The organism is Metabacillus niabensis, from assembly GCF_020524345.1.
Taxonomy (GTDB): domain Bacteria; phylum Bacillota; class Bacilli; order Bacillales; family Bacillaceae; genus Metabacillus; species Metabacillus niabensis_B.
On record NZ_JAIVLH010000002.1, the window covers coordinates 277,357 to 302,994 of the forward strand.

The 25,638-nt window shown below is 38.0% G+C and carries 19 protein-coding genes; 1 reads left to right on the forward strand and 18 read right to left on the reverse strand.

The window, feature by feature from the left end; translation table 11 throughout:
• Window positions 1–111: 111 nt before the first annotated feature.
• The 4 genes from LC095_RS04365 to LC095_RS04380 form a co-directional block, all read right to left on the reverse strand.
• The gene (locus LC095_RS04365; RefSeq protein WP_226526993.1) at window positions 112–7,356 is read right to left on the reverse strand and encodes a carboxypeptidase regulatory-like domain-containing protein; all 7,245 of its coding nucleotides are present in this window, start codon (window positions 7,354–7,356) and stop codon (window positions 112–114) included.
• A 180-nt stretch (window positions 7,357–7,536) separates the two neighbouring features.
• A complete protein-coding gene (locus LC095_RS04370) occupies window positions 7,537–8,853 on the reverse strand; it encodes an aspartate aminotransferase family protein (RefSeq protein ID WP_226526994.1) in 1,317 nt (438 codons plus the stop codon).
• A 125-nt stretch (window positions 8,854–8,978) separates the two neighbouring features.
• Entirely contained in the window at window positions 8,979–9,629 is a 651-nt protein-coding gene (locus tag LC095_RS04375) for a YdeI/OmpD-associated family protein (protein ID WP_226526995.1), read from the reverse strand.
• Between the two features lie 120 nt (window positions 9,630–9,749).
• Window positions 9,750–10,661 carry a LysR family transcriptional regulator gene (locus LC095_RS04380; protein ID WP_226526996.1) on the reverse strand — a complete coding sequence of 304 codons (912 nt, stop codon included), beginning with the start codon at window positions 10,659–10,661 and terminating at the stop codon, window positions 9,750–9,752.
• A 171-nt stretch (window positions 10,662–10,832) separates the two neighbouring features.
• Between LC095_RS04380 and gdhA the strand changes: the two genes are divergently transcribed.
• Window positions 10,833–12,215, forward strand: coding sequence for an NADP-specific glutamate dehydrogenase (gdhA, locus tag LC095_RS04385; RefSeq protein ID WP_226526997.1), 1,383 nt, complete (start codon window positions 10,833–10,835; stop codon window positions 12,213–12,215).
• Between the two features lie 178 nt (window positions 12,216–12,393).
• Here gdhA and LC095_RS04390 read toward each other — a convergent pair whose 3' ends face one another.
• The 14 genes from LC095_RS04390 to LC095_RS04455 are packed head-to-tail and all read right to left on the reverse strand — an operon-like array spanning window position 12,394 to window position 25,632.
• Window positions 12,394–13,215, reverse strand: a complete 822-nt coding sequence (locus tag LC095_RS04390) for a cobalamin-binding protein (RefSeq protein ID WP_226526998.1) — start codon at window positions 13,213–13,215, stop codon at window positions 12,394–12,396.
• A 21-nt stretch (window positions 13,216–13,236) separates the two neighbouring features.
• Window positions 13,237–13,665, reverse strand: a complete 429-nt coding sequence (locus LC095_RS04395) for a bifunctional adenosylcobinamide kinase/adenosylcobinamide-phosphate guanylyltransferase (protein WP_226526999.1) — start codon at window positions 13,663–13,665, stop codon at window positions 13,237–13,239.
• Window positions 13,620–14,249, reverse strand: a complete 630-nt coding sequence (locus LC095_RS04400; RefSeq protein ID WP_226527000.1) for a histidine phosphatase family protein — start codon at window positions 14,247–14,249, stop codon at window positions 13,620–13,622. Before LC095_RS04400 ends, LC095_RS04395 begins: the two co-directional genes overlap by 46 nt.
• Window positions 14,201–14,959, reverse strand: coding sequence for an adenosylcobinamide-GDP ribazoletransferase (gene cobS / locus LC095_RS04405; RefSeq protein WP_226527001.1), 759 nt, complete (start codon window positions 14,957–14,959; stop codon window positions 14,201–14,203). The genes LC095_RS04400 and cobS overlap by 49 nt, the downstream gene beginning before the upstream one ends.
• Window positions 14,956–15,492, reverse strand: a complete 537-nt coding sequence (locus LC095_RS04410) for a bifunctional adenosylcobinamide kinase/adenosylcobinamide-phosphate guanylyltransferase (protein WP_226527002.1) — start codon at window positions 15,490–15,492, stop codon at window positions 14,956–14,958. The genes cobS and LC095_RS04410 overlap by 4 nt, the downstream gene beginning before the upstream one ends.
• Entirely contained in the window at window positions 15,489–16,574 is a 1,086-nt protein-coding gene (cobD, locus tag LC095_RS04415) for a threonine-phosphate decarboxylase CobD (RefSeq protein ID WP_226527003.1), read from the reverse strand. The genes LC095_RS04410 and cobD overlap by 4 nt, the downstream gene beginning before the upstream one ends.
• 18 nt (window positions 16,575–16,592) lie before the next feature.
• A complete protein-coding gene (gene cbiB / locus LC095_RS04420) occupies window positions 16,593–17,564 on the reverse strand; it encodes an adenosylcobinamide-phosphate synthase CbiB (protein ID WP_226527004.1) in 972 nt (323 codons plus the stop codon).
• 6 nt (window positions 17,565–17,570) lie between these two features.
• Window positions 17,571–19,100: a cobyric acid synthase gene (locus tag LC095_RS04425; protein WP_226527005.1), complete on the reverse strand. Its 1,530-nt coding sequence runs from the start codon at window positions 19,098–19,100 to the stop codon at window positions 17,571–17,573.
• A 22-nt stretch (window positions 19,101–19,122) separates the two neighbouring features.
• Window positions 19,123–19,662 (reverse strand): cob(I)yrinic acid a,c-diamide adenosyltransferase, encoded by a 540-nt coding sequence (locus LC095_RS04430; RefSeq protein ID WP_413467448.1) that lies wholly within the window; start codon window positions 19,660–19,662, stop codon window positions 19,123–19,125.
• A gap of 10 nt (window positions 19,663–19,672) precedes the next feature.
• Window positions 19,673–20,716, reverse strand: a complete 1,044-nt coding sequence (gene cobT / locus LC095_RS04435) for a nicotinate-nucleotide--dimethylbenzimidazole phosphoribosyltransferase (protein ID WP_226527007.1) — start codon at window positions 20,714–20,716, stop codon at window positions 19,673–19,675.
• Window positions 20,713–22,101 carry a cobyrinate a,c-diamide synthase gene (locus LC095_RS04440; protein ID WP_226527008.1) on the reverse strand — a complete coding sequence of 463 codons (1,389 nt, stop codon included), beginning with the start codon at window positions 22,099–22,101 and terminating at the stop codon, window positions 20,713–20,715. Before LC095_RS04440 ends, cobT begins: the two co-directional genes overlap by 4 nt.
• Entirely contained in the window at window positions 22,101–23,597 is a 1,497-nt protein-coding gene (locus LC095_RS04445; protein WP_226527009.1) for an adenosylcobinamide amidohydrolase, read from the reverse strand. Before LC095_RS04445 ends, LC095_RS04440 begins: the two co-directional genes overlap by 1 nt.
• Window positions 23,598–24,638: a FecCD family ABC transporter permease gene (locus LC095_RS04450; RefSeq protein ID WP_226527010.1), complete on the reverse strand. Its 1,041-nt coding sequence runs from the start codon at window positions 24,636–24,638 to the stop codon at window positions 23,598–23,600.
• Window positions 24,628–25,632, reverse strand: coding sequence for an ABC transporter substrate-binding protein (locus tag LC095_RS04455; RefSeq protein ID WP_226527011.1), 1,005 nt, complete (start codon window positions 25,630–25,632; stop codon window positions 24,628–24,630). The genes LC095_RS04450 and LC095_RS04455 overlap by 11 nt, the downstream gene beginning before the upstream one ends.
• Between the last annotated feature and the right edge of the window lie 6 nt (window positions 25,633–25,638).

Genomic DNA, 25,638 nt, shown 5'->3' on the forward strand with positions numbered 1-25,638 from the left:
ACTCTTTTCCTTTTTCTAAAAATTAGTCAGGCAATAAGACAATATGAATTTTTAATAATGGAGCACCGCATCTGCCACTGTGCTCCATTAACATAAGCATCTAACTTTCTATCAGCCTAAATATCTGCAAGGATCAAAGACTACCTTTACTGTAAAGGAACATGAACTTATCACTCCTTCAGCATCTTCAGCTATACAAGTAACAGTTGTTGTACCAATAGGGAAAAATGAGCCGGAAGCCGGTGTACATGATGCTGTTACATTTGGACAATCTTCTCTTACTATAGACGCTGGAAAGTTCACAATTGCACCAGATACACCCGGATCATTCGATATCACGATATTCGATGGACAAATAAGTGTTACAGTTCCAAGTTCAATATTTAACGTTATCTCTTCACCTGCTTCAAGCTCAACAGTTACTTCCCTTACAGGTTCTCCATCTATCGTAAATCTAACGGTAAAAGTCCCCCCAGGAAGACCGGTTAGAATATAAAAACCATCTACATCCGATAATGTGGAACGAATTGGAACACTCATGTTTTCAGGAAAAATTTGAACAAGAACACCAGTTAATGGTTCACCTGTACATCTGTCGGTAACTATGCCGCGAATTGTTGCAGGATTAGCTAGTAATAAGAAGGTAGCTGTAACTATTTCACCTCTTATAATAATGATGTCACGAATTTGTGCCTGATAACCAATTGCACGAACAACAATGACTGCTTCTCCTCCCGGAAGTCCTGTAATAAAATAATTCCCTTCTGCATCTGTTAATGTTACACCTAATAGTGTTCCTGTCGGTGAAAACACCTGTACAAGTGCTTCGCTAATCGGCGTTAATGAACCTTCTTCTCTGACAGAACCACGAATCGAACCTGGATTAGGATCTAGTGCAATGTTTAAAACAAGAATCTCATTCGGAGATAATATAATTGATCTTGTTTCTGTCACATATCCTTCTGCTGAAAAAATAACATCATAAGTTCCTGGAGGGAGGCTAGGTAGAATATACATACCGTTTTGATCTGTTTCTGTTGATGCAATGATGACACCACTGCCATTAAGAACGGTAATGATACCTGCCCTTTCAATTGGCAATCCTGTTACTGCATCTGTGACCTGCCCTCTTATTACTGACGGATTAGCTTCAAGATCTACATCTAAAACCCTGCTTTCCCCCGGCTCTAAAAAGATTCTAAATACCTCACTTGAATAATTTTCAGCAGTAAAGACTACCCGATATTCACGTGGTTCCAGCCCTGTAATAAAGTAATCCCCATTTCCATCAGTAAAGACCGAACCAATTGGAATTTCTGTTCCAATACGGAAAACTTGAACTAAGGCATCTTGAATTGTTTGGCCACTTGCAGCATCACGTACTGTTCCGCTCATAATTGCGAATTCTTGACTAAGTGCAAAGTCAAGAGTTTCAACTTCTCCTTGTGACAAAGTGATCACATTTATCATATTGCCAAACCCTTCAGCACTTGCAATAACGGAATAGCTTCCAGGTGATAAGCCGGTGATTGTATATTGACCAGCTTCAGTTGTTAATGAACTTTTTATCAATGTACCATTTAGATCAAATACTCTAACTAGAGCTCCTGGTATCCCGATTCCTGTTTGTACATTAGTTACAGTACCGACCAGTGTTGCCGGATTTGGCTGTAAGGTAGCATTAACTGTTTCTACTTCATTTGGTGTTAATATTACAGGTATAACTGTACTTCCATAATTAGGAGCTGTAAAAACAACATTGTAAGTTCCCAGTGGTAAATTACCTATCAAATAAGTTCCGTCGTCACCTGTTACAATGCTTTCAATGATAATGTCTGTATTTGGTACGACAACTGAAACTAATGCACCTACTATAGGATCTCCTGATAATGAGTCGACGACTAGACCTTGAATGGTGGCTGGGAAAGGAGTGAGCGCAAAGTTCAGCAATACGGCATCGTTTGGTGTGAGAAATATTGTACTGCTACTGATTGCATAGTCTCTCATTTGAGCCGTTACATCAAATGATCCTTGCGGAAGTCCTTCAATCAGATAATTTCCATCTTGATCTGTTAGAACTCTTCTAAGGAGAATATCAGTTCCGCTAACTCGGACTTCGATAATCACGCCTGTTAATGGTGATTGAGTTTCAGAATCAATAACTGTTCCGAAAAGCGTGGCAGGGTTTCCTTGTAATGCAATATTTAATACTGAAGTTGTATTTGCTATAATCGGAGTTTGATTGATTTGTGACTGATAATTTGGATTAATTGCAGCGACAGTATATATTCCTTCGGGAAGGCTAGTGAGTAAATAAAAACCATTTACATCCGTTTGTAGACTTCTAACAATAATTCCTTGATCATTTATGATTCTGACGAGGGTATCTGGTAAAGGGGTTAATGTTTCAGCATCTCTTACGATGCCTTGAAGAGCCCCCGGGTCTCTTGTTAGCAAAATTTCTGTTGTAGTGGTACTATCGCTAATGACATTAACAGAGACATTATTCGTACCATAATCCTCTGCACTGGCAACTAATACGTACGTTTTTGGAGATAATGTTGTCGTTTGAAAGAAGCCATTAGCATCAGTAATGGTTGAAAATACGATCGGACCAGTACCAGAAAATTCCCTGACAATAATACTTGCTCCAGCTATAGGAGCATTATTCACCATATCCCTTACAGATCCTTGGATAATTCCCGGGTTAGGAAATAATGCAAAACTAAGTGTATTTGTTTCATTTGAATTGATAATGGCACCCGCAGTTTCCGGTCCAAAATTAGGTGCATTTGCAACTACTGTATATACACCTGGTGTAATACCGGAAAACATATACTCACCAAATTGGTTAGAAACCGTTGTTTGAACCAAAACATTTGTAAAGTCATAAAGCTGAATGGCAGCATTCGGAATTGAGTCCCCATTTGCTATATTTGTAATAAATCCTTGTATATTTCCAGGGTCAGAGGTTAGTGACAATTGAGCGAAGAGTATACCTCCGGGATTACCTATGACAGATATTGTATCCGTACCAAAATTAAGTGCAGTAGCAGATATATTCAACACACCTGGTGGTAAGGAAGTAAAAGTGATCGTACCATTTTGATCTGTTACTCCAGAAGTGATTGTGATATTTGTTGAATTTCTTACTGTTACAGTAGCTCCAGCGATTGGGTTTGCCGTGTTAGTAGTAATGACTTGCACAGATAAAGTGACCGGATTTGGAGTTAATATATTTGTAACAATTACACTTTGATTTGATTCCACTGTTGCTGAAATGGTTGAGGAACCATAATTCGGGGCACTAACTGTTACAATATACGTCCCTGGTGTTAGGAAAGGTACAGTATACGTGCCATCAGAATTTGCTAACAACGTCACAACAACAATCTGATTTTCATTTAAAACAGACACTCGAATTTCTGCTCCTGTAACCGGGTCTCCATTTGTGTCTATGACATTTCCGTTAATCACACCGGGATTTGGCACAAGACCTATATCAGCTGTTACGGTCCTATCACTTATGACAATGGCTCCGATTTGATTTGTACCGAAGTTTGGTTTTGATGCAGTAACAATATAGCTTCCAGGAGCAAGATCAGAAACAGTGTAATTGCCAAAAAATGAAGTTGTGGTTACTGAGACAGGAACTTGTGATGAGCCATCTAAAATGGAAACGACTGCTCCTTCAATACGAGTTCCTGTGTTTTGATTTGTGATTTGTCCATTAATGGAACCCGGATTTGCAACCAATACGGCATCAATACCTGTTAAAACTTCACCGGGGCTAACGTTTATTCCAACAGTTACTTGACCATAACCCGGTGCAGTAACAACAATCGTAAAAGAACCGCTTGGTATATTACCAATTGTATAATTCCCTTCTGAACTCGTAAAACCAGTTGCAATAAGTATCCCATTAAGATCAAAAACTTGAACAGCTGCATTTGTAATTGGGTTACCTAAATTGTCTGTTATACTACCAGAAACAGATCCAGGATTCGGGGTCATTGTAATAGAAACATTTGTCGTTTGATTTGCGGAAACACTTGCACCTACTGGAGTTGCAGAATAGTTTGGTGCTGAGGCGATGACAGTATAAATGCCCGGGGTAAGATTTTGAAACGAAAAGCTTCCATCAGTGCCTACCAAAACTGAATCAATAAGCAAATTAGTAACATCTAGCAGTTGAACAAGCGTATTTGAAATGATTGGTGCTACTGTCCCCGTAATCGATCCCGGATTAGCAACAAGTGCAATTTCGACAGGCGTTACTTGACCAGAGTTTACAAAAGTCCCTATAATTCCGTTTTGAAAATTTTGGGCAATGACATTTAAAGTGTACTGATCTGGTGCTAATCCATTTACTGTAAAGCCTCCACCCTGATCAGTTAAAACAGTTGTGACCAAAGCTCCTACACTGTTTATTACATTAACAGTAGCACCAATTATTGGACTTCCTCCAACACTATTAAAAACAAACCCGGTAATTTGACCTGGATTGGGTACCAGTGCTACATTACCTGATGCTGTTTGATTCGATAAAACTTGAATGGTTGCTGCATTTGATTGGAAGTTTTCTGCAGAAACAACAATCGTATAGATTCCCGGAGCTAATTGGTTGAAAACATATTGTCCATTACTATCGGTCAAAACTGTTGCAACAATTGCACCACTTCCATCTAATATTCTTACTTGAACATTTGCACTATTTATGGGAACTCCCGTCTGTGCGTTTGTAATTTGACCAGAGATTGAGCCGGGATCTGGCAGTAATGTAAAATTAAGCGTTGAAGTAACATTTGAGGTAATGGTTGTTCCCAAAGTTGAAGATTGAAGATTTGGTGCTGTGACGACGACTGAATAGTTTTCAGGAGCTAACCCCTGTACAAAATAATTTCCATTTGAGTCTGTAACCGTTGTAGCGATAATGATTCCGGATCCAGTACTTAATTGGACACTTATATTTGCTCCCGCCACTGGGTTATTATTACTATCAATTACTATCCCTGTTAAATTACCAGGATTTTCATTTAAAATTGCGTCCAAAGTGGTTGTTTGGCCATTTATAATTGTTGCAGCAGCAGTAAAGGTAGAATAACCTTCTGTACTAATAACAACAGAATAATTAGTATCAGGTGCCAAGCCGGTGATCATATAATTTCCGTTTGCATCAGTTAAAGCCGTTTGAATAAGGACATTATTTTGAAATACTGAAACGGATGCTCCGCTAAGAGGATTCCCTTGAGGATTTTGTATATTTCCCATTAAAGCTCCTGCCATCCTAGATAAAGCTGCATTTACAATAGATGTACTATTGGCTGTCACGATCGCACCTAAAGTTTCATTTGAATATCCATCTGCTGTAAAAATAAGTGTATACGATCCAGGTAATAATTGATCAGTTGTATATTGTCCATTCACGTTCGTAACAGCAGTTAAAACAACAATATTTTGAGCATTAACAACCTGTATATTCACATTCGGAATGAGGGCAAGTGAACCACTGTCGTTAACCGTTCCCTGAATTGCCCCGGGACCCTGTTGTAAAAACAGGTTTGTTGTCGTAGTATTTCCAGCAGTTACTGTTGAAGATACTAAAGAAGAAGCATAGTTTGTGGCTGAAGCCCTTACTAGGTAAGTTCCAGGTGAAAGGTTGGTAAACGAATAGACTCCTGCCCCATTTGACGAAGTTGAATTAATAAATATGCCTTCCAGTGTTAATAATTCAATAACTGCATTTGGAATAACCGTATTAGTTATGGCATCCCTTATTTCTCCTGTGATAGCCCCAGGGTTTGCGATTAGTACAAAATTGACTGTATAATTTTGATTTGGTTGAACCGTTATAGACTGAACTTGCGACTGAAATCCTGATGCTAAAACGGAGACATTATAAAGTCCGGGCGACACAAAAGGAAACGTGTAATTCCCTGCAACATTGGTTGTCGTAGAAGCAATGACGATACCTTCCTGGTTTGTTAATGAAACAGTTGCACTATTAATCGGTCCTCCGTTTGATACATTCCCTGATATCGTACTCGGTAATGGAGTCAAAGGTATATTTGCGGTGGTCGATATTCCACTAGATGCTATAACTGCTACAGAATTTGTCGCATAATTTGCCCTTAAGGCTTGAACAGTATAATTTCCTGGCGAAACATTTGTAAACGTATAAATCCCATTACTGTTTGAAAATGTAGTGGAAACAATTGTCATTCCCTGCAATAGGTTTACTGTTGCATTCGGTAAGACCAATCCAGTTGTTTGATCAAAGATCGTTCCGTTAATGGATGCAGCTGCTTGTGCGGTAATAGTAACTAATGAAGTATTTGATTGAATTCTGCCTCCTGTAAAACTATCAAAACCTGAAGCAATGACACGATTCAACTGTCTTATTCCGCTGGCTGTATAGAGACCGTTTAGTGTAAATGTTAATGTTGCAGTTCCACCAGGTGCCAGATTTCCAACATTCCATGTTAACGTTTTTGTACTGCTATTATAGGCAGTTAATCCTTGTGACACCGTATTGACGATAAATGAATTAATTAAATCCGGACCTAGCACATCATCTAAAAAGATTGTGGTTGCTTGTGACTTACCTGTATTTGTGACAGTTACAGTCCCCGTCCATGTTGCTTGCTGACCAATTAAAACTGTGTTTGGACCAGATGTTAACGTCTTATTTACTGTAAGCTCTGCTCGTACATCAACTTGATCTGGTGACACTGGATTACTAATGGTATTGGTAAATGAAAACCCTTCAGCTGATCGCAATGAATCCTTATTGTAATTATTTATGTTCGCAGAAGTGAAAAAAACTGCCCGTAATAATGAAGTTTCATTTATCCCAAGAAACGAAAAAAATGTTGAAGCTGGCAAAAACCAATCTAAAAAATAATCCTGATCTCCACCTATACTGGAATCAGCAAGAGTAACCCTCGCATAATCAAAGTTAGTAATCGCTTGAGAAAAGTTAGGATTACCTCCTCCTGTTCCTTCTGCAGGATCATTCCATGAGTTAACCTGCTTGACAGTGTTTTGTATTAGACTAACACGATTATTCAATCCGTCAACATTAAAAAGCCAGTCGTAAGTTCCAGGTACACCCTGTGTATTGATTAATACACCCCAGGCGAAATTTCTAAAGCCTGTTAATTGAGCATTTCGAGGATCTCCATTTAATCTCAGCCGGAAATAAACATTTGTTCCATCGTAGGCGAAAAAGGCAGCTGGAAATGATGAATTGCCAACAATGTCCGTTGATACCGGGCTTTCATCCCCCAATAAATCAAAAATAGGAGTTCCCCCAACCGTAATAGGTGTAAATTGTGAATTACTTGGAAAGGGCACAAGTAGTCCTCCTTATCAAAAAAGATATTCCTAACATCCTATTATGGTTATACCTAAACTGTATATGATAGATATCTAGTTATAGTAAAAAGATATACAATAAAGAGAATTTTCAACTATTATAAAAAGCCCTACAGTTTTGAAGAGAGGGCTTTTATGTTGCTAAATGTTTAATAATAGTTAATTCTGTAATTGTTTAAATACAGCTTTTAACGTGTCATCTAATATGTTTAACAAATGATCAAGTTCTTCTTTTGATATAATAAGAGGTGGAGCCAGGACAACTGTATCCTGTCCATCAAACACAACTGACCGGCAAATAAGCCCCCGTTTCGCTGCTTCGGTCACAATAAGAGGAGCCAAGGGTATTGCCGAGTTCGTATTATCAAATTCTATTGCTCCCATTAATCCCTTTCCTCTGACTTTTCCAATAATAGGATAAACGTGTTGAACAACTTTTAGCCCATCTAAAAGTTCCTTTCCCATTCGTTTGGAATTCTCTATTAATCGTTCAGACTCTATGATGCTAATATTTTTAAAAGCTACAGCACATGCCATCGGATGTCCACTATAGGTATATCCATGTAGCAATGTTCCAGATGACATATCGGAAAATACTTTGTGTATTTCCTTTGATAGCATCACCCCGCCTAATTGGGCATAACCGCTTGTCACACCTTTAGCAAAACACATCATATCAGGCACAATTTTATCATGTTCAATTCCAAAATATGTTCCTGTGCGGCCAAATCCTGTGATCACTTCATCTGTGATAAAGAGGATGTCATACTCTTCACACAATTGCTTTACTTCTTTGAAGTAATTGAGAGGTGCTATGTGAACTCCTCCAGCACCTTGTACAGGTTCTGTGATAAAGGCAGCAATTGTGTCAGGACCCTCCCTCTCAATGAGTTCACGTAATGAATTTGAGGAGTGATGAACGACATGAAGGAAATCTGGTGCAAGAGAATTGGTGAAATCTCTAAAGGGCTTTAATCCTGTAGCACTTGTCGATCCGATCGCAACACCATGGTAAGATTTTGTTCTTGAAATTATTTTCTTTCGGTTAGGTTGCCCTTTTAATATCCAATAATGTCGGGCTAGCTTATATGCGGTATCATTGGCTTCAGAGCCACCTGAAGTGAAAAAGGTTGACTGCAAATGACCAGGTGAAATGTCAGCGAGTTTTTTTGCTAGTCGAATAGCCGGTTCATTACTGAATGTTGCAAAATTAGAAGAAAATGCAAGCGTCGACATTTGTTCTTTTGCTACTTTGCCTAGCTCTTCTCGTCCATGGCCAATGTTTACATTCCAAAGAGATGACATGCCATCAATCATCTTTTTACCGGATAAATCGTAAAGATAAATGCCGTCACCCCTTGTGAAGATAAATGCAGGACCATGCTGTTGTTGTTGTTGAATTGGAGATGTCGGGTGGAGAAAATGTTTTTTATCAAGCTCGGATAATTCATCTTGTAAATTAGAATTTCGGTGCATTAATACCATCCTCTCATATTTCTTACTTATATTTCTTCATTTTATGATGATAGAAGGTTTGAATATGAGGAGGTTACCAATAAATAAACCAGCTTGATGGGGAATGTTCAAGCTGGCTACGCAATTTATTTCTTGTTTTGACGAAATAGATCCATCGTTTTAAAGCCTTGTGAAAGCACATCAACCATCTGAGCTTGTCTCTTCTCACGTGTCTTTTGCTGTTTGGCGGAGAAAATATAGCGTGCCCAGTCTTTCTGATACCCAGGTGTTAACCGTTGAAAAAATTGCAGTTCGGACGGATTCTCTGTTAGTAATTGTTCCACATCTGACACATTATTTTCATAATCAGCTACACATTGACTGGCAGCTGATGTTTTCTTCACTTTCTTTTTTTCTCTCTTTAACCCGACTACTGTAAACACTTCATCCATACTAACCATTCGGGAAAATTTAATATCACTATTCCCAACATATCCATCTTCTCCAACCTTCATTGCTGGAAAAATTTCATCTCTATGGACGAAAGTCTCATAGCGATTGTTTCCTTTTTTCGGGTAAGCAAAAAACACATAGCCTTTTTCTACTAACAGATTGTGTTCAATAATATGGTGAGTATGGTTTATCATTTCATTAACTGTTTGGACAAAAATAAAAAGTGCATCCTGGTTTTTGGAAAATTCTGCTGGATAATTTATGAAAACTGAATAATCTTCCGGCTGGTTGATAACAGCCATATTAGTATATTTTGATAAATTTAATTTTTCTACGATTGACATGTTTAAGCTCCTTAATCAAATTACAATTGTACTACTATTTATTGTACATGATGATAGATCAATGTGAATAGTGGGACATTATTGTTATTCTAAAAAAATAATCCCATTTTTCATTTATGCTCAAAATGATTGATTAAACTCATCCAATCTTGCAAAAAACTCTTGAAGAAATTCATAAAATAATTTTTCTGTTGGAAGTAAAACTCTGTCTTTAGGAGTAATGACACCTACTGTTCTTGTTACACTTGGTTCTACTAATGGTATTTTTACTGTTGAACGTGGCAAGCTGTCAACCAACGTTACCTCCGGCATGAGTGCAATGCCTAAACCAGCTGACACAAGGCCTTTTAATGCATCAATATCATCCCCTTCAAAGGAAACATTTGGTGTGAAGCCAATGTTTTGGCATGCATCCATCACAATGTCACGAAACACAAAGCCTTCAGGTAGTAGACAGAATGGTTCGTCTACTAATTCTTGAAGTTTTATTGTAGGTTTTTTAGCTAGTCGATGATGAATAGGCAATAATGCCACAATATTTTCTGTGAATAATATCTTCCGTTGGAGTTTCTTTTCTTCGAGTGGCAACGGTCCGATTAATGCAAGATTAAAATCACCCTTTACCACGCCGTCTATTAGGTCCCGATAAAGTGCTTGTTTTAGCTGGAATTTTGCTTCGGGATAGCGTAATCGAAAGGCATAAATCACAGTTGGTAACGTATAGGCAGCTAAGCTGATAGGAAATGTGATGCGAATAGTACCTTTTTCAGGATCTAGATATTCTTCAACTTCACGTCTTGCGTCATCAATTACATTCATTGCATTTTTCATTCGTTCATAAAATATTTTGCCGATTGGTGTTAAGCGAACTCTTCTACCTTCGCGAATAAATAAATCCACGCCCAGTTCACTTTCCAGATTGACTATTTGTCTACTTACAGAGGACTGTGCCACATGTAAGTTATCTGCTGCTTCTGTAACATGCTCACGATTTGCAACCTCCATAAAATACCGAATTTGTCTGAAGTCCACTTTTATCCTCCTAGCATTAATGCGAAAAACGCATTAATATTATCGTTTCTTTATATTGATTCGATCAATTATTTAATTATAAAATATTTCATAATAACAATTCATCTATTTTGGAACATTTAGAAAATTTATTTTTCATGATTTAGATGGTAGAAAAGGGGAATATCATATATGAAAACAATGGAAAACACTCAACAGATGTATACAGAAAGTGTACAAAAATATGTTCAACAAGTATTTGAAACAGTTCAAAAAAGAAACCCTAATGAAGCTGAGTTTCACCAAGCAGTAAAGGAAGTATTTGATTCTTTAGTTCCTGTACTTGTTAAAAAGCCGGAATATATTAAGCAAGCAATTCTTGAACGAATTGTTGAACCTGAAAGAGTTATTTCGTTTCGTGTTCCATGGGTAGATGATGAAGGAAACGTACAGGTAAACCGTGGATTCCGTGTACAATACAGCAGTGCGATCGGACCATACAAAGGCGGATTAAGATTTCACCCATCAGTAAATGCAAGTATTATTAAGTTCTTAGGTTTTGAACAAATCTTCAAAAATTCCTTAACCGGTCAACCAATTGGCGGTGGAAAAGGTGGTTCAGATTTTGATCCTAAAGGAAAATCTGACGGAGAAATCATGCGCTTTTGTCAAAGCTTTATGACAGAGCTTAGTAAATATATTGGACCGGATACGGATGTTCCTGCAGGTGATATCGGTGTGGGCAGCAAAGAAATCGGATATTTATTTGGTCAGTATAAAAAAATGCGTGGTGCTTATGAAGCTGGTGTGTTAACAGGAAAAGGCCTTGGCTATGGCGGAAGCTTGGCACGTAAAGAAGCAACTGGTTATGGGACAGTTTATTTTGTTGATGAAATGTTAAAAGACCAAGGTCTTAGCTTCAAAGGCAGTACAGTTGTAGTATCAGGATCAGGTAATGTTTCAATTTATGCGATCGAAAAAGCGACACAACTTGGTGCGAAAGTTGTTGCTTGCAGTGATTCAAATGGCTATATTTATGATCCAAATGGAATTAATTTAGACACAGTAAAACGTCTTAAAGAAGTAGAAAAACAACGAATCAGTGAATATGCTTCAGAACACCCTGAAGCAATCTACACGGAAAATTGCAGTGGAATTTGGACAGTACCTTGTGATATCGCTTTACCATGTGCGACACAAAATGAAATCGATCAAGCTTCTGCCCAAATTTTAGTATCCAATGGTGTAAAAGCAATTGGTGAGGGTGCCAATATGCCATCTACTTTGGAAGCTGTTGAGACATTTTTAGAAAATAATGTTTTATTCGGTCCTGCTAAAGCGGCTAATGCTGGAGGTGTTTCTGTTTCAGCGTTGGAAATGGCCCAAAATAGTGCAAGACTTTCTTGGACATTTGAAGAAGTTGATGCGAAACTACAAGAAATCATGAAAAATATTTACCAAAACAGCAAGCAAGCAGCTGCAGAATATGGTGCTCCAGGTAATTTTGTTGTTGGTGCTAATATTGCAGGTTTTGTCAAAGTAGCAGATGCAATGATCGAGCAAGGTGTAATATAAGACAAAAGCGGAAGTGCCTTGGTATGCCCCGACAAGCTTATGACCTCGAGGGGTTAGGCGCTGGAGCTGGATGTCGAAGCGCTTATCCACAGTTCAAGAATTTCATAATTTCCGTAACGATTTAATAAAGAGTCAGTCCCCTTTTACATACCCTTTGGTGGACTGACTCTTTTATATTTTAATTGTTAGTAAGCAAAGGATCTTCCCCTTCAACAAAAACCGGATAAAGATCAGGATGAAGAATACTTGCAATTTTACTTAAGCCGAGGAGTAATCTTGGTGAAGGTCTGCAAAATAATGGCTCTTCCAGTATGTATAGCTGATCGTTTTGAACGGCTGTCATTTGTTCTGCATCTGTACGTTTTAAGATGACCTTTGGATTTACTCGTTCTGTTTGTACCCCAACCCATATAATACTCATCACATCAGGATTTCTATTTTTCACATCTTCCCAATCTGTTTGAACACTGGCTTTTTCGACATCGTCAAAAACATTTCTTCCACCGGCTAATTCACTTATTTCAGTTAACCAATTGTAAGCACCAGGTGTAAAGATAGGCTTTGCCCACCATTCCCAATAAATCGTTTTCTTTTTTTCTACTTCCCTGGAAATCAGACGAAACTGTTCTAGCAGTTGAACATATTTCATGTACAATTCATTTGCTTTTACTTCAGTATCTGTAACACTCCCAACAAAACCTAAGCTCTCACCTACTTCTGTGAGTGTTTTAGGATTTGGTACAATAACATATGGAATATTTCGCTTTTTTAATTCTTCAATATTCCTTTCCATGCCCGGTACAGAAAGTGAAGCCAGCACTAAGTCAGGTTCCAGCCTTTCGACTTTGTCCATATCAATATGTAAATCCGAGCCAAGTCTCGGCAAATGACAAACCTCTTCAGGCCAGTCTGAATAGTCATCTACAGCTAGTAAAGAAGATGTTAAGCCTAAATACCCTACAAGCTCTGTATTACTTGGACAAATGGAAATTAATTTCACCAATATCCCCCCATTGATCTATTATTTTATTTTTTTTGATAAGCCATTCCATACATATTCAACCTGTTCAGAGAGTTTTGCTGCATCTTGTGCAACCCAGCCAGCAATATCTCTCAATCTTCTCTCCTCTTTTTCAAGAGGAACTATTCCCTTCCCCATTTCCAGCATGATAAGGACAATATCACTGTTTCTTTTATTCTCTTCTTCTAATAAACAATGAAATAGCTCTTTAAACTTATGACGAATTTGGTCATTGCTATCATTATTTTTGATTTCTTGTAAAATCCATTTTTCCCAGCCTTCAAGCACTAGTGTTGTATCAATCAGCCATACTGATTTCCAGTCCCATACAACTCCATCGCTATAGGAAGATACCCAGCTGAATGTTTGCTGCTTATCTTTCACTATTTTTCTTTTTCCTGCGAAAGCACCTCCGATAACGAGCTGCATCTCCATTCCCCCTCTTTCTTTTCAAAACTTATTTGAAGACCTTGTCCATGTGTAATGGAAACATTCCAAAAAGATGAAGATGATACATACTTAGAAACAGTGTAACGGATAACACCACCATGAGTGATAATCAGTATTTTTTGAGTTTCTTTTTGAGTATCTATATCATGAAAAAGCTCGTGAAAAAAAGAATCAATTCTAGCTTTAAAGATTGGAGCAGATTCTCCATTGGGTACAGGGGCTAATTCCCAGTTATCCAACCAGTTTCGATATGTTTGCATATCTTTCAACTCGGTATATGTTTTTCCTTCCCAATCACCAAAGTTCATTTCTCTTAATCTATGATCTAAGATTGGCTCTTGCTGGAAGTCAAAATAATGGAAAGTTTCCAGACAACGCTTTAAATCACTTGTGAAAATGTGGTCAAATTTTCTTAGCTTCAATTCACTTTTTAATCCATCCAATATGGGCAATTCACTATGTAGTAATCCTTGGTCGGTATGACCTAAATATCTTTTATCTTGATTCCACTGTGTTATGCCATGACGAATGAGAAGTAGATCCACGTGACGACAAGTCCCCATAATTCTCCTCCTTCAATAGCTGCTCCTAATAAATCTCCATTGGTTCCTTTAAAGATTCGAATAACCCATCTTCCATATAAAACAACAAACAATATGTAAGCAGGGGCATAAAAGAAAAACGCAGGAAACAGCAAACTGAGAATTACCACTGGAATGATAGCATAAATCAAATCATTGCGACTAAGATTTTTCTTCCATTCCCATGCAAGTCCTTCATTTTTTGCTGTAGGCAAAAAGATCATGAACATGACGACTCCTAGTCGGGAATAAGTCACAATAAAGAGAATGGCCATCATAAACATGTCAAAATGAAGCAATTCATAAACCAAAACTGCCTTCCAAGCTAGTAAAAATAGAAGTGCTATATGACCAAAGCTTCCGATATGAGGATCCTTCATAATTACCCATTTTTTCTCAAGCGGAGCATTGGATCCAACAGCATCAGCTACATCCATCCATCCATCTAAATGCAGACCACCTGTGATCCACACCCAGGCAGAGATAATGAGCAACGTTAATAAAAATGCTGGGAGGTGAGACTCTAAAGCCATAGACATGATCATCACTATTATGCCGATTATCAAACCAACAAAAGGATAGCTTCGTAAAGCCCATTTACTTGTCTTACTGTTCCAAGGGCTTTGCACGGGAATCGGAATCCTTGTTAAAAACTGTATCGCCAGGCAAAACCCATAGATTACTGACTTCATAGCACTTCACCCTTCCAATAAGTTGGAATACCAGCTTGAACCTGAACTGCTGCATCTGCTTGTGTAACAAGTAACTGATGCAGTTTTTGTAAGAAATAGATATACTTGAGAACAAATTCGTCAGCAAAAGGAGTTCCTTCGTTTACTTCATTTGAAACGATTACTAGAGAAAATTGGTTTTTTTTCGCTAAGTGTATCCAACTTGATACCTCATCTTCTAACTTTTCTATTCCATATTGACGATCAAACAGGACATTGCTTAACCAAATAGTTAAACAGTCAATTAAGATCACATCATGTGTACTACAACTCATGAGAACCTTTTCTAAATCATAAGGTTCTTCCAATGTACTCCAAGTGTCTCCCCGATCCTTCTGATGGATAAAAATCCTCTCAACCATTTCATCATCGCTTTTTCTAGCCGTTGCAAGATAATAAAGGTTACCGTTTTTCTGTTTAGTTAACTTCAAGGCCATATTTTCTGCAAATTGACTTTTGCCGGATCTTGCGCCACCACATATAAATGCAATCACATTTCATCTCTCCATTTTTGTAGAACTTTCACTAGCTTCACGTTTTCCTCATGTGACCGAATGGCAAGACGAAGATATTTACCGTTAAGACCTTTAAAATTATGGGTATGGCGAGTGACAATTCCATTCTCTAGTAAAAACGTAAAAAGCTTCTCTGTCTCATCAGATCTTTGCAGGTCTCTTAAAAGATAGAAATTCACTTGAAATGGAGATAGATAAAAGTCCATTGAAGTTAATGTTTTACGTATGAATTGCGATTCTTTATTGAGCCATTCTTTTGTATGGTCAACATATGATGTATCCGCCAAAAGCTTTGGAACGATAAAGTCAACGATTGAATTAATGCTCCACGGAATTTGTTCTTGTTTTAAAATAGATATGATCTTCTGATGTGACATTACATAACCGATTCTTAAACCGGGAATTGTATACATCTTTGTTAAGGAACGAAGGAGAATTAAATTAGGATATTGAGCTAACCAACTTGACAAGCTTGAATTGTCTTCTACAAGAAAATCGACAAATGCTTCATCTATAACAATACATGTATCCACTTCTTTCCCAGCCTCAAGTAATTGTTTAATCTCTTTTTCTGCTATGACAGTTCCAGTTGGATTATTTGGTCGACATAAGAACAAAACATCGATATCAACAAGCTTCTCTTTTATTTGTGACCATGGCAATGAAAATCCGTTTGCTTGGTCATAGTATAATTCTTCTACACTAATATGATAATGTTTGCATGCACGCTCATATTCTAAGAAAGTTGGATGAACAATACATGCTTTTCCGTTTTCAAAATACTTCGCAACTAAAAATATCGCTTCTGCTCCACCGTTCGTGACTAACACATTCTCCTGTTGAAGACCTTCATATTTGGCTACGGCTGCATTTGTATTGGAATAAGTTGGATCTGGATAAGACGTAATCGTATTATAGGATTCCTTCAATGCATCGTTCAGCCATTTAGGAGGGCCTAATGGATTTAAATTCGCACTAAAATCAAGTACAGGTTTATTTTGATTCATTTTAAATAATTGTTTAATTGTTTCTGGCTGTCCACCGTGGTTTGGCCACTTCATGATTTCACCTCATCATTATTACGACAGAAAGACAAAAATTATTATGCCTGGGATTAGGAAAAAAACAATCCATCCGCCATGCATATATTGGATCGCCTTTGGAATATCAGATTGAGTTAAGTCTTTTTTTGGATCTCCCATTGTCGCTCTTTCTGACTTTCTTCCTTTATAATAATTAATTCCACCTAATTGAACTCCTAACAAGCCGGCAACCATTGCCTCAGACCACCCGCTGTTAGGGCTGGGATGCTTTCTTGCATCTCTCAAGGTGATTTTCCAAGCCTGTTTTACCTTTGAACCTCTTATGAAAAGACTTGAGATCCATATGGAAAATGCTGTTAGTCTAGCCGGAATCCAATTGGCAAGATCATCAAGTTTTGCAGAGGCCCATCCAAATTGACCATATCGTTCATCTTTGTACCCAACCATCGAATCTAATGTATTAATTGCCCGATAAACGAGCGCAAAAGGTGCTCCACCGATTATGGCCCAAAATAAAGGAGCTGTAATTCCATCGACGGTATTTTCTGCAACCGTTTCAACTGTACCCCTAACAATTTCTTTTTCAGGTAATGTACTCGTATCACGTCCTACAATCATACTTAGCTGTTTTCTTGCCTCTATGGTATCCCCTTTTTTTAATGGAAGAAGCACTTTTTTTGCAGCTGTAGATAATCCTTTTATCGCAATAGTTGTTGAAATAAGATAAATTTCAAGGATAATAGCAAAGATTGGATGAAGCTTATATGCGATAAATAAAACCGAAGAAGTAACAAGAAAAACGACTACGATAACGGATATGGTAAGGGCCAGTCCTTTTTGGACACGATGTTCCCCCTGATTCCACTTTCTCTCTAAAAATGAAATGAGCTTCCCCATCATAACGACAGGATGAGGAAGCCACCTTGGATCACCTATGATGAAATCGAGGACAATGCCAGCTGCAATGATTAATAATAGATATTCTGAAAAAAATACATTAAACAACATTCATGTTTATTCCTTTACATCCTTATTGTAGGTTCTGTTTGAGCCAAATTCTTCACATAATTGATAAATGTCATCCAGGTTGATATTCTTCCTAACCTCATTCGCTAATAAATCAAAACCCTCTTCTTTCTTCTTAGCAAATGATACCCGATCATAAATTGGCTGCAAGCCTTTTTTGGTTCGAATCTCATTAAGAACGTTTTCGCGTAATAGATCATTATGAAAAATCCCATGAAAATAGGTGCCAATCAATTGCTTGTTTTCTGTTATCACTCCATCTTGACTATTTTTTTGTTTTATGAAAGGTATATATGTTTCCTCAAAGTACGATTCACCCATATGAATTTCATAGCCTTTTACAGGAATTTGCTTTTCTCCAAACATCGCCATTCCTACTGATTGGACTGTTTTTTTCTTTTTTGTTATAACAGTTTTCATTGGAAGTAAACCTAATCCAGTGGTTTTTCCAATTTCTGATTCGACTTTATGTATGTCCTCAATATTGTTACCGAGCATTTGATATCCACCACAAATGCCAACAATTATTGTGTCACTCTGTGTGAGCTCCAATATTTTATTGGCTAATCCACTCTGATGTAGAGACATCATATCCTCTATCGTATTTTTACTTCCGGGTAAAATGAGTAAGTCAGGGTTACCTAGTTCATCTGCTTGTTTCACGAAACGAACATGACAATCATTTTCTTCAAAAAATGGATCTAAGTCAGTAAAATTAGAAATCATCGGATGGCGAATGACTGCAATATCAATATCTTTAGAAGGATTTTGTCTAGAAGAATAATTTGTTAAAACAACAGAATCTTCCGCTTCAATAAATAAATCCTCAATATAAGGAACAACCCCTAATACAGGAACACCGGTGTATTCTTCGAACCATTTTAAGCCTGGTTCTAATAAAGAGACATCCCCGCGGAATTTATTAATGATCACACCAATAATTCTTTCGCGATCTTCCGGCTCTAATAGCTGAAGTGTCCCGACTAAGCTCGCAAATACACCACCCTTTTCAATATCACCAACTAAAATGACGGGTGCATCAGCCAATTTGGCAACACGCATATTTACAAGCTCACGGTCATTTAAATTAATTTCTGCCGGACTTCCCGCTCCTTCAATCACAATTCGGTCATAGCTTGATGACAATCTATCATAAGCATCACTTATTAATGTTAACCCTTGTTGAAAGAAGTCTTTCCGGTATTCTCCTGCTTTCATATTTCTAAATGGTTTGCCATGTACGACAATTTGAGATTGGTAAGCTCCTGACGGCTTGATCAAGATCGGATTCATATCAGTTGTCGCAATGATCTTAGCTGCCTCTGCTTGCACACCTTGTGCCCGGCCAATTTCTTTTCCATCAATTGTGATATAAGAATTGAGTGCCATGTTTTGTGACTTAAATGGAGCTGTCTTATAGCCATCCTGCATAAAGATACGGCATAGTGCTGTAACAATCGCACTTTTTCCTGCATCAGAATGTGTGCCTTGAATCATTAAAGGTACTGCCTTTTTCATATGTATGAACTCCTTTGCGCGGTTAAAATTCAATTCCCTTCACAGCAGGAATTCCTTCATTATAATAATGCTTTTCCACATCAATGACAGAAACAAGATCGGCAACATCCTTAATTTCTTGTTTTGCATTTCTACCCGTTATAACAAGATGGACGTGTGATGGACGATTTTTGATCACGTCAATCACTTCTTGTAAGGGTAAAACATCTTCTATTGGAAAGGTCTCAATAGAAAGTGCGTTATTTAGCTCATCTAAAATCACGACATCATATTCTCCACTTAGTACCGCTTCCTTCGCTTTCGGCCAGCCAATTCTCAATGCCTCCCGATGCTCTTCAGGTGTTTTCGTCCATGTAAAGCCAATACCAAGTTGAACCATGTCCACACCTAATTTTTGCAAGGCAATTTGTTCTCCATATGAGCGCTGGGGAGATTTTATAAATTGAAAGATTTTTGCTTTGTACCCTCTACCTACCGCCCGCAATGTTAATCCAAGAGCAGACGTTGTTTTTCCTTTTCCATCACCAGTGTATACAAGTGTTAAACCTTTTTTCTCCATCATCTATGACCTCCTAGCTTTTTTGAGATACTCCAGCAGATTCGAATGTTGCCATCTCCTTTAGCATTAGTGTAGCTGATTGAATAATTGGGTAAGTAACGGCTGCTCCTGTTCCTTCACCTAACCGCAGACCTAAATCTAAAAGCGGTTTTTTTCCTAATAAGGAAAGGGCTATTTGGTGACCAGGTTCAACTGATTGATGTGTCACAATCATATAATCTGAAGCATTCGGTGAAAGTTGCTTTGCCAGTAATGCCGCAATCGTACAAATAAACCCATCAACAAGGATCGGTACTCGCTTGCTTGCTGCAGCAAGCATTGCACCTGTCATACCGGCAATTTCAAGTCCACCAACCTTCGCGATTAGATCAATTGGATCAGATGAATTAGGATTTCGGTTTTGAAGAGATTGCTTAATAACAGATACTTTATGCTGGATGCCTTCTTCTGTAATTCCAGTACCAGTACCAACGACAGCTTCAACCTCTTTTCCACTTAATAAAGCTAAAATTGCACTGCTTGCAGTTGTATTTCCAATTCCCATTTCACCAAGAATCACGCATTGTGCACCTTTGTTAATGATTTCAATGCTCTCTTCATAACCAATGTTAATAGCTTCTTCAGCTTCTTCACGAGACATAGCATCTTCTCTTAGAAAGTTACCCGTCCCGTAACGTACTTTTTTGCTTATTAAATCTGGATGATCAAGATCGTTTGCAACCCCAATGTCAATAATGTTTAAAAGCGCTTCTATTTGTCTACTAAATACATTAATAGCTGCTCCGCCATTTAAAAAATTAAGAACCATCTGTTCTGTAACGGCTTTAGGGTATGCTGATACGCCTTCATCTGTTATGCCATGATCTGCAGCAAAGACAAGTACTCCTGCAGGACTTACTGTTGGAAAAGATTCATTTTTCATTTCAGCAAGTGAAATCGCCATTTCTTCTAATCTTCCCAAACTCCCAAGCGGTTTTGTTAATGAATTGATATAGTTTGAGACTTGATTTCCCATTTCTATGGATTTTTCTGGAATGGTATATAGGTGTTTAGTCAATGATGATTCCTCCGATTTTGTTTGTATTCAAGACATTTACCGATTAAATTGTCAACCATGTCAGGGTTTGAACCAAAGTGAAAATGTGTATAGCCAGCTACTACATTTTCAAGTAAATACCCTTCCTTTTGTATTCCTCTCAGTCCTTTTGTTTCGTACGCGTAAGGGACGTTATCTTCCGTAGATTCATAGGTTGAATAATGAAATTCATGTCCTTTCGCGACTACATTTTTTAAAAGGTAATTATCATGTTGACCGCTTATTTCTCTATAACCTAAAGCAGCTAAAGTTTGTTGCATATGAACCCTACCAGGAATAACTCCTGCCATTTGGTAGGTTTTCTTCTCAGTTGTTCTAATTGATTCTGTTAAATACATGAACCCGCCACATTCAGCTAGTGTTGGTAGCCCTTGTTCTATAAACATTTTAATAGAATGCTTTGCTTTTTGATTTTCCTCTAATTGTTGGGCAAATTCCTCAGGGAAGCCCCCGCCGATATAAAGCCCGTCGATGTCTGAAGGCAACTCTTCATCTTCAAGTGGTGAAAAATAGACAATTTCTGCTCCTTTTGATTCTAACATTTCAAGATTCTCAGGATAATAGAAGTTGAACGCAGCATCTTTTGCTACAGCAATTTTTATGATTGGTTCTTCTTTGGTTTTAAATAGGGAAGAACCTTCATTCAAAGGTAAAGGATCTGCTGCTGCTAATTCGACTAGTTTTTGTATATCAATTGTTTCACTGACTAAATCTCCTAATGTATGAAAAAAATGATCAAGATCTCCTCGTTCGATTGAAGGAATGAGACCTAAATGTCGTTCAGGCATTTCAATATCCAGTTCTCTTTTTAAGTACCCCACAACAGGTACAAGACATTCCTTCTCAATTGCTTTTTTCACAAGCTGATAATGCCCCTCACTCCCGACTTTATTTGCTATGACTCCGACGATGTTCGGTCCGTCCGAGAGAAGTTGAAAGCCTTTCACAATAGCAGCTGCACTGCGGGCCATGCTTTCACAATTGATAACTAATAGAACTGGGCTTTTCGTGATGATACTAATTTCTGCTGTACTTCCTTCATTCGTTTCTGGGTTTTTTCCGTCAAAAAAGCCCATTACTCCTTCAATAACGGAAATATCAGCTCCAATGCTGCCATGATGTAAGATGTCGATGACATGATCATGTGATAGCATCCAACTATCCAAATTTCGAGAAGCTCTTTTTGTAACTGCCGTATGATAACTTGGATCAATATAATCAGGACCACATTTAAATCCTTGGACAATAAGTCCACGTTTTATAAAGGCAGACATTAACCCAATTGTAAGGGTTGTTTTCCCAACACCACTTCCGGTTCCTGCAATTACTAATCTTTTCTGCTGCATCAGGATTCCTCCTCTCTATCATAACGATCTTTGTTTACACGAAGTAAGTATTTCTTGATTGCTTCATATGTTGCCTTATAAACAATTTGTCCTATTGCCCGACCAACGACCGTCCCTGATCCTGCATAAGGAGTTTTTTCCCCCTGCTGTGTTAAACCGAGAACAACTGCATCGGTAGATGTGCCTGTTGCGATTGACTTAGTCATTGGATCTTTTATGTTTAAATCGGTTAGAGCCTTTACTTTTGCTTCTGTTGCTGACATTAACCCATTAACAAGTGCTCCATCTGTAAAATGTGCATCAATAAAGAGCATAGTGTTGATTGTACTAATCGTTTGAACTGGTTCAGTAATTGGTTGCTTTGTGATATCAACTGCATTTCCAACCCCTGCCGTAACAATAGCAAGCATCTGAACTCCGTTTACTTCTTCTTCTATTATGACAACATCCTCCAAAATAACAGCTGTCATCATCCCAAGTGCTTGTTCATATGGGATGTTGATTTTTTTCATCCAAGCCTGTACATCTTTAGGCGGGTCATCACAATGATAATTTTTCTTCACATGAAAATTGCAAAAATGAGTGAGCCACTGAATGCCATCGCCAATTACTCCATTGGATATTGACTTTAATGGATGGTTGAACTGAACATGAATGAATTGCTTCGTTTGTTTAATCTTATAAGATTCTTTAAAATTATAAGGTTGTGGAGATATACTATGGTTTGGAGTCAACAACAGCTGTGGCTTTGGAATTGATGGATGTGATTGAGAAAGAACATCCACCTCATACACTTTTTTCAGCTGATTCACTTTTCTTAACGTTTCTACATCACCAACTTCTTGAAATTGCCCATGATGCAGCAGGGCGATGCGATCGGAATAAAGTGATGCCACATTTAAATCATGTAAAATGGCAAAAATGGTTAATCCCATTGTTTGCTGTTGTTCTTTTAATAAATCAAGCATTTGAAAAGTATGCTTAATATCTAAATGGTTGGTAGGTTCATCTAAAAGCAAAATTTCAGGTTCCTGCGCTAAAGCCTTCGCCAATAAGACTCTTTGCTTTTCCCCACCGCTTATCATGCGAAATGGAGTTTTTTTAAATTGGGTAATGTTTGTCATATCCATGACACGATCCATTAAGGCCATATCGTGTTTTGTAAGCTGTTTAAGGAAGCCCTTTTGATGGGGGTATCGACCGAGTGCGATAATTTCTTCAACCGTATAATCAAATGATACATTTGCTTCCTGGGTGAGTACAGCCATTTTTTTTGCTTTATCAAGCTTAGATAGACTTGTGATCGATTGGTTTGATAGATACACCTCTCCACCCATAATCGGTAGTTGTCCTGTAATAAGCTTAAAAATAGTTGTTTTTCCACTGCCGTTTGGACCAAGGAGGGTGAAAAACTCACCTTTATTGATATCAGCATCAATACCATTTATAATGGGCGGATGTGAATAACCGCCAACTAAGTTTTCAATTCTTAACATTTACGATCTCCTCCGCCCAATACGTTCTCTAATTAATAAAAGTGCAAAAACCGGCGCACCAATTAAAGCTGTGATCACACCGATCGGCATCTCCTTGGGAGCAATAATGGTTCGGCATACTAAGTCTGCCAAAATGAGAAATGCCCCGCCTACAAGCATTGATAATGGTAAAACATGGCGATGATTCGGTCCAGTTAGTAGACGAATAAGATGTGGAATAACAAGTCCGACAAAACCTATCGAGCCTGATACCGCAACAGCTGCACCTGTTAATAAGGAAGCACCAATTAAGATGAAGATTTTCCTTTTTCTCACATCAACACCTATATGGTCTGCCGCTTCTTCACCCAGGGCCAATGCATTTAACTCCCGATGATTTGCAAATAAAATCAAGGTCCCGACCGCCATAAACGGAATAATTAATGTAACATGAGTCCAGCTTCTCATCCCGACACTACCGTAAAGCCAATAAATAATTTGTGTCATTGAATCACGGTCACTTAATGAGATAATTAGCGAGACAATGGCACCAATAAATGCACTTACGATAATTCCGGCCAGAATAATCGTTTCAATTGCCAGGTTTCGACTGCTTAATTTAACAAGACCAAAAACGAGGAAAAGAGTAAGAAAGCCACTTAAGATAGCCACAACAGGAAGTGTAAAGCTTCCTAAGCCGATAATCGAAAATTGAAAAAAGATTACAAACACTGCACCAAGTGATGCTCCCGACGATACCCCGATTGTATAAGGATCTGCCAATGGATTTCGTAAAAGTCCTTGAAAGGCGGCTCCGGCTAACGATAAAGACGCCCCAACACAAAATCCCAGCAGTACTCTTGGCAAACGAATATTCCATATGATCATTTCTTCATTTTTCGGAATTCCTTCCAGCCATCCGAAACCGAATGTATGGTCAGAAATAATATGCAAAATAGTAGAAATTGGCACTTGGACACTGCTGATAAATAAACCAAGGAGGGCTGTACTAAGTACAAACCCTCCGCTTAGAATATACAGCCATGTAATTTTACTTTTCAAACACTTCAGGATAAATAAGCTTCGCAAGTGTCTCGACTCCTTCAATTAAACGCGGGCCAGGTCTTGTTACTGTATCGTTATCAACATCAAATACCTGTTTATTTTTAATTGCTGGTACTTCTGTCCAACCTTTACGTGCTAAAACCTGTTCACTTGGATTGTCAACGTAATAGCCATACGTAGTAATAATCACATCAGGGTTTAATTTAACAATTTCTTCCTCCGTTAATTTCACCCAGCCTTCTTGGTCCTCTGCCGCATTAACTGCTTGAATTGATTCCAGCATTTCATTCATAAATGTATTTTTACCTGACGTAAAGATATCCGGTGATGGAGAAACTTCTACCCATACTTTCTTTTTCTCTGTAATTTCAGCTGCAGCTTTTTCTTTTATAGCAGCAAAACGATCTTTCATATCTGTTACAATTTCGTTAGCTTTTTCTTCAGTCCCTGTTGCTTGTCCAATCATTTGGATATTTTTATATACTTCATCAAATGAAGAGGTATCACCAACAACAACCACTTTAATTCCTGCTTCTTCAAATTGCTTTAAAATATCAGGGTGTGTTTCATTATGATAATCGGTTACTAACGCAATATCAGGTTGAAGGGATAGTACCATTTCAACATTGATATCCTGAGCACCTACTTTTTCAATCTCTAATGCTTCTGGAGGGTAGTTATCATAATCAGAAACACCTATCACTTTATCGCCTAGTCCAAGAGCGAAAACAATTTCAGTATTACTAGCTTGGATAGAAACAATTGATTCAGGCTCAGATTCAATGGTTACCTCCTTACCTGCATCATCCGTTATCGTGACTGGAAACGCCTGTGTACTCTCAGTATTTTTCTCTTCTTGTTGAGTCGAATCATTCTTAGTATTCTGTTCACCTTGTGTGGTATTCTCTTGAGATCCGCACCCCACGATCATGAACATGCTTAACAAAAGAACAGCACTTAATAAACCCCACTTCTTCATAAACGTATTCATTTGTTT

Coding starts and splice junctions, on each gene's coding strand:
- LC095_RS04370 (WP_226526994.1), bottom strand. CDS start 8,853: ATGCACCGAAATTCTAATTTACAAGATGAATTATCCGAGCTTGATAAA.
- LC095_RS04375 (WP_226526995.1), bottom strand. CDS start 9,629: ATGTCAATCGTAGAAAAATTAAATTTATCAAAATATACTAATATGGCT.
- gdhA (WP_226526997.1), top strand. CDS start 10,833: ATGAAAACAATGGAAAACACTCAACAGATGTATACAGAAAGTGTACAA.
- LC095_RS04395 (WP_226526999.1), bottom strand. CDS start 13,665: ATGCAGCTCGTTATCGGAGGTGCTTTCGCAGGAAAAAGAAAAATAGTG.
- LC095_RS04400 (WP_226527000.1), bottom strand. CDS start 14,249: ATGGGGACTTGTCGTCACGTGGATCTACTTCTCATTCGTCATGGCATA.
- cobS (WP_226527001.1), bottom strand. CDS start 14,959: ATGAAGTCAGTAATCTATGGGTTTTGCCTGGCGATACAGTTTTTAACA.
- cobD (WP_226527003.1), bottom strand. CDS start 16,574: ATGAAGTGGCCAAACCACGGTGGACAGCCAGAAACAATTAAACAATTA.
- cbiB (WP_226527004.1), bottom strand. CDS start 17,564: ATGTTGTTTAATGTATTTTTTTCAGAATATCTATTATTAATCATTGCA.
- LC095_RS04425 (WP_226527005.1), bottom strand. CDS start 19,100: ATGAAAAAGGCAGTACCTTTAATGATTCAAGGCACACATTCTGATGCA.
- LC095_RS04430 (WP_413467448.1), bottom strand. CDS start 19,662: ATGATGGAGAAAAAAGGTTTAACACTTGTATACACTGGTGATGGAAAA.
- LC095_RS04440 (WP_226527008.1), bottom strand. CDS start 22,101: ATGCAGCAGAAAAGATTAGTAATTGCAGGAACCGGAAGTGGTGTTGGG.
- LC095_RS04445 (WP_226527009.1), bottom strand. CDS start 23,597: ATGTTAAGAATTGAAAACTTAGTTGGCGGTTATTCACATCCGCCCATT.
- LC095_RS04455 (WP_226527011.1), bottom strand. CDS start 25,632: ATGAATACGTTTATGAAGAAGTGGGGTTTATTAAGTGCTGTTCTTTTG.